The following is a 5,003-nucleotide window of genomic DNA, read 5'->3' as shown; positions in this document are numbered from 1 at the left end:
TGCGCCAGGATCAGCTGCAGGCGCTCCTTGGCCACACTGGCGGAGCTCTTCTTTTCACCGAGAAAGAACGAGAGGAATCCCATGGTTGCTCATCCCCTCACTTGCCGCCGAACAGGCGCTTGAAGAAGCCGGGCTTGACCGCTTCGATGAAGCGCATCGGCTTGTCTTCGCCGAGGAAGCGCGACACCACGTCGGCGTAGGCGTCGGCCACGTCCGAACCCTTCATGTGGATGGCCGGCGTGCCTTGATTTGAGGCCTGCAGCACGATCTCGCTCTCGGGGATCACGCCGATCAGCGGCGTGCGCAGGATCTCGTGGATGTCTTCCAGCGACAGCATCTGCCCGCCTTCGACACGGTTGGGGTTGTAGCGCGTGATCAGGAGGTGCTCCTTGATCGGCTCCTTGCCCTCGATGGCGCGCTTGGTCTTGCTGTTGAGCATGCCCAGGATGCGGTCAGAGTCGCGCACCGAGGAGACCTCGGGGTTGGTCACGACCAGGGCCTCGTCGGCATAGTGCATGGCCATCAGCGCGCCGGTCTCGATGCCGGCCGGCGAATCGCAGATGATGAAGTCGAACTCCATTGCCTTGAGCTCGTCGAGGATGCGTTCCACGCCTTCCTGCTTCAAGGCGTCCTTGTCGCGCGTCTGCGAGGCAGCCAGGATGAAGAGCTTGTCCAGCTGCTTGTCCTTGATCAGCGCCTGGGCCAGCTTGACCTCGTCATTGATCACGTTGATCAGGTCATAGACCACGCGGCGCTCGACGCCCATGATCAGGTCCAGATTGCGCAGGCCGACGTCAAAGTCGATCACGCAAGTCTTGTAGCCGCGCAAGGCCAGGCCTGTTGCGAAGCTGGCGCTGGTGGTGGTCTTGCCGACACCGCCCTTGCCCGAGGTCACCACGACGATCTTGGTCATCGATCCATTCCTTCAAGAGTTTTGCTTGTGGGTCCGGTGCCTGGGCACCGGGCTCGTGTTCGAAATCTTTTTCGTCAAACGGCTGCTCAGTACTGCAGAGGCTCCATCACCAGCTTTTCGCCCTCCAGCCGCACCTGGGCCGGCTTGCCCAACACGGTGTCGGGCAGTGGGTTCTCGGTGGTGCGGTAGATGCCGGCGATCGCGATCAGCTCGGCCTCCATGCTGGCGGCGAAAATGCGCGCCTCGGTATTGCCGCGCGCGCCGGCGATGGCCTTGCCACGCAGCGGCGCGTAGACATGGATGCTGCCATCGGCGATCACCTCGGCGCCGTGGTTCACCAGCGCCAGCACCACCAAATCGGCGCCTTTGGCATAAACCTGCTGTCCCGAACGCAAGGGCTTGTCGATGATCACCGTCTTGGCCGCTTCCGCCGGCACGGCCACCTGGCGCTCGACCACGACTTCGCGGATCACCTCGACCTCGCGCACCGCCGCCGGCGCCTCTCGCGTCTGCGGCCCTTCCGGCGCCTCGGCCAAGCCGAGTGCCAGCGCCTGCGCCAGCAAGGCCGGTCCGGCCCCAGTCACGGCGACGGGCTGCATGCGGTGCTTGCGCAGCAGCGTCAACAAGGCGGGCAGATCGACCGTGCCTTCGCTGAGCAGGCCCAGCTGCGGTGAGTCGTCCGGGGCCTGGGCCGGCTGCGGCAGCTGCGAGAAATCGATCAGCAGCGGGTCCTGGTTGAACACCTCCGGCGTGTCGCCCAGCCGTTCGCGCAACTCAAGCGCCAGCTGCTCCAGATCCGCCGTCCTCAGGACCAGGGCCAGCAGACTGAGGGAAGCGCTCTTGAGCTCGAAGACCTCCGCCGGTCGGGACTGAGCTTTGCCGGACTGTTTCCCCTCGATTGCTTGGGCCATTGTTGTCTGTCGGTTCTAGAAGCGCTGAATTTTAGCGGCCCCGCAGGCCCGCTCCTCCCTGGGCGAAACGCGGAGTTGCACAAAATCCGGGCAGGCCAGCGCTTTCCCTCGCCGATCAAGCACTTGCGCGCGCTGTCGCCGGCCGACCCACAAGTTTGTCCACAGATGCAGTGGACAGATGCGGGACTGAAATCCGGGACAACAATGAACACAAAGCAAATTTTTCAACTTTGCAGCTTGACTTATCCCCATTTCCTTGCCAGCGGGGCGCAAGCCACCAAGAAACCCGCCCAATGCTGCAGCGCATCTTCTGGTTTCCCCGAAATTCACCTAAGTCATTGATTCATATGAAGGCCTCGAGAGTGCTCAAAAATTCGGCAAGCCAAGCGCAAGGCCCGAAGATCAAGGGTTTAGCACCCGCCAAAGCAGGTTTTCAACAAAGTTATCCACAGCAGAAGTGGATACCTGCAAGAGCGCATAAGAATCAAGACCTTAGCGCTGATGTCTGATGTGGATTTGAGCTTCAGCCGCTAACTGGCCAGCAAAGCGCCACAGGCCAGCCGTCAGCCGGCCGTGGGGGCGCTGCGGTTACATTGGGCATATCGGCTTGCGTGTCGCGGGCCAGCGAAGGAGCAGGCTTTGGCAACACCGAACTATTCGTACGAGAAACGTCAACGCGAACTCGCCAAGAAGCGCAAGAACGAAGAAAAGCGTCAGCGCAAGCTGAACCCGAAGGACGGCGCTGAAGGCCTGCCTGACGACAACGCGCCCGCGGCGGCAGCCGAAGGCGCACCCACCGAGCCCGGCAGCGACAAGCCTGCCCCTGCCGCCGGCTGAGCCACCGCAGCCAAGCTCGGCCCATTTCCGCGCGCGCCTAGAATCACGCTCCCGCGCGGCGCCGCACGCGCTGCCTGCCAGCACAGACTTCCCCTGCCATGACCCGCAAGCTCTTCGTCACAACCGCCCTGCCCTATGCCAACGCCAATTTCCACATTGGCCACATCATGGAGTACACGCAGGCTGACGTCTGGGTGCGCTTCCAGCGCATGCGCGGCCATGAGGTGAACTTTGTCGGCGCGGACGATGCGCATGGCGCGCCGATCATGATTGCCGCCGAGAAGGCCGGCAAGACGCCGCAACAGTTCGTGGCCGACATCGCCGCGGGCCGCAAGACCTACCTCGACGGTTTTCACATCAGCTTCGACAACTGGCACTCGACAGACGGCCCGGAGAACCACGAGCTCTCCAAAGAAATCTACAAGGCACTGCGCGCCAACGAGCTGATTTCGGTGAAAACCATCGAGCAGTTCTTCGACCCCGAGAAGTCGATGTTCCTGCCGGACCGCTTCATCAAGGGCGAATGTCCGAAGTGCGGGGCCAAGGACCAGTACGGCGACAGCTGCGAGGTCTGCGGCGCGGTCTACACGCCGACCGAGCTGAAGAACCCCTTCTCGGTGCTGACCGGCGCGACGCCGGTGATGAAGAGCTCGGAGCATTACTTCTTCCGCCTGAGCGATCCGCGCTGCGTCGAGTTCCTGGAGCAATGGACGCAGACCGCCGGCCGCCTGCAGACCGAGGTGATCAACAAGATCAAGGAATGGTTCACCAAGGACGAGGAAGGCAATGGCGGCCTCGGTGACTGGGACATCAGTCGCGATGCGCCCTACTTTGGCATCGAGATCCCGGATGCGCCGGGCAAGTACTTCTATGTCTGGCTGGACGCGCCGATCGGCTATCTGGCCTCGCTGAAGAACTACTTTGGCAAGACCGGGCGCGATTACGAAGCCTTCATGGCCGACGAGTCGGTGGAGCAGATCCACTTCATCGGCAAGGACATCACCTACTTCCACACGCTGTTCTGGCCGGCGATGCTGCATTTCAGCGGCCGCAAGACGCCCAACCATGTGTTCGTGCACGGCTTCCTGACCGTCAACGGCGGCGAGAAGATGAGCAAGAGCCGCGGCACCGGCCTGGACCCGCTGAAGTACCTGAATCTGGGCATGAACGCGGAGTGGCTGCGTTACTACATCGCGGCCAAGCTCAACAGCAAGGTTGAAGACCTCGACTTCAACCCCGAGGACTTCGTCGCCCGCGTCAATTCCGACCTGGTCGGCAAGTACATCAATATCGCCTCGCGCGCCGCCGGCTTCCTGGCCAAGCGCTTCGACAACCGGCTGTCGGCTGATCTGGGCGTCGAAGGCCGAGCGCTGCTGGACGGTCTGCGCGCCCATGCGCCGGCCATCGCTGATCTCTATGAAGAACGCGAGTTCGGCAAGGCGCTGCGCGAGATCATGCTGCTGGCCGACCGCGTCAACGAGTACGTGGACCAGAACAAGCCCTGGGAACTGGCTAAGCTCGAAGGCAAGGACGCGGTGCTGCACGATGTCTGCAGCGTCTGCATCGAGGCCTTCCGCCTGTTGACCCTCTACCTCAAGCCGGTGCTGCCGGCTCTGGCCGCCAAGGTGGAGCAGTTCCTGAAGATCGAGCCGCTGCAGTTCGGCGATGCCGCACGCGCCTTGGGCGCCCACCAGATCGGCGCCTACGAGCATCTGATGCAGCGCGTCGACCCCAAGCTGCTGGAAGCCCTGTTCGAGCCACCCGCTGCGCCCAAGGTCATTCCAGGCGGCGAAGATCTGGCGCCCGAGATCAAGATCGACGACTTCAGCAAGGTCGACCTGCGCATCGCCAAGATCGTCAAGGCCGAGCATGTCGAGGGCAGCGACAAGCTGCTGCGCCTGACGCTGGATGTCGGCGAAGGCCGCATGCGCAATGTCTTCAGTGGCATCAAGAGTGCCTACAAGCCGGAAGACCTGGAAGGCAAGCTGACGGTGATGGTGGCCAATCTGGCGCCGCGCAAGATGAAGTTCGGCATCAGCGAAGGCATGGTGCTGGCCGCCAGCCACGCCGACGAGAAGGCAAACCCCGGCATCTTCGTGCTCGAGCCCTTCCCCGGCGCCCAACCCGGCATGCGGGTGCGCTGAGATCGAGTGCGGAAAGCGCGGTTTGCGCTGGGGCCTGCTGGCCCCAGACCTGTAAACTCCACCCCTTCTCCTGTCTAGCGGCCCTGCCATGCCTTTGTTCTGGAAACCCTACAAGTCCGAAGTCACCCAGTTCATCGATGAACTGAAGGCCAAGAAGCCGACTCTCGAAGCCGAGCAGCGCGCTGGCCGCGCCTTGCT

5 protein-coding genes and 1 pseudogene are annotated in these 5,003 nt (G+C 62.7%); 3 read left to right on the top strand and 3 right to left on the bottom strand.

Annotated features, from left to right (window positions below):
- The 3 genes and pseudogenes from ACIQ67_RS19520 to minC all read right to left on the bottom strand — a co-directional run.
- Nucleotides 1–83, bottom strand: a pseudogene (locus ACIQ67_RS19520) (cell division topological specificity factor MinE); the annotation flags it as partial.
- Between the two features lie 14 nt (nucleotides 84–97).
- Nucleotides 98–913: a septum site-determining protein MinD gene (gene minD / locus ACIQ67_RS19515; RefSeq protein ID WP_397536038.1), complete on the bottom strand. Its 816-nt coding sequence runs from the start codon at nucleotides 911–913 to the stop codon at nucleotides 98–100.
- Nucleotides 914–999: 86 nt separating this feature from the next.
- Nucleotides 1,000–1,824 (bottom strand): septum site-determining protein MinC, encoded by an 825-nt coding sequence (gene minC / locus ACIQ67_RS19510; RefSeq protein ID WP_397536037.1) that lies wholly within the window; start codon nucleotides 1,822–1,824, stop codon nucleotides 1,000–1,002.
- A 639-nt stretch (nucleotides 1,825–2,463) separates the two neighbouring features.
- Between minC and ACIQ67_RS19505 the strand changes: the two genes are divergently transcribed.
- The 3 genes from ACIQ67_RS19505 to ACIQ67_RS19495 all read left to right on the top strand — a co-directional run.
- Nucleotides 2,464–2,661, top strand: coding sequence for a hypothetical protein (locus ACIQ67_RS19505; protein WP_397536036.1), 198 nt, complete (start codon nucleotides 2,464–2,466; stop codon nucleotides 2,659–2,661).
- 98 nt (nucleotides 2,662–2,759) lie between these two features.
- Entirely contained in the window at nucleotides 2,760–4,805 is a 2,046-nt protein-coding gene (gene metG, locus ACIQ67_RS19500; protein WP_397536035.1) for a methionine--tRNA ligase, read from the top strand.
- A gap of 88 nt (nucleotides 4,806–4,893) precedes the next feature.
- The coding region (locus ACIQ67_RS19495) for a DUF3460 family protein (RefSeq protein WP_397536039.1) at nucleotides 4,894–5,003 on the top strand (110 nt) is incomplete at its 3' end.

The sequence above is a fragment of the Roseateles sp. genome (assembly GCF_044373315.1).
In the GTDB taxonomy this organism is placed as follows: Bacteria; Pseudomonadota; Gammaproteobacteria; order Burkholderiales; family Burkholderiaceae_C; genus JACDQM01.
Note: the sequence above shows the minus strand (reverse complement) of the source record. Positions and strands in the feature narration are given on the sequence as shown.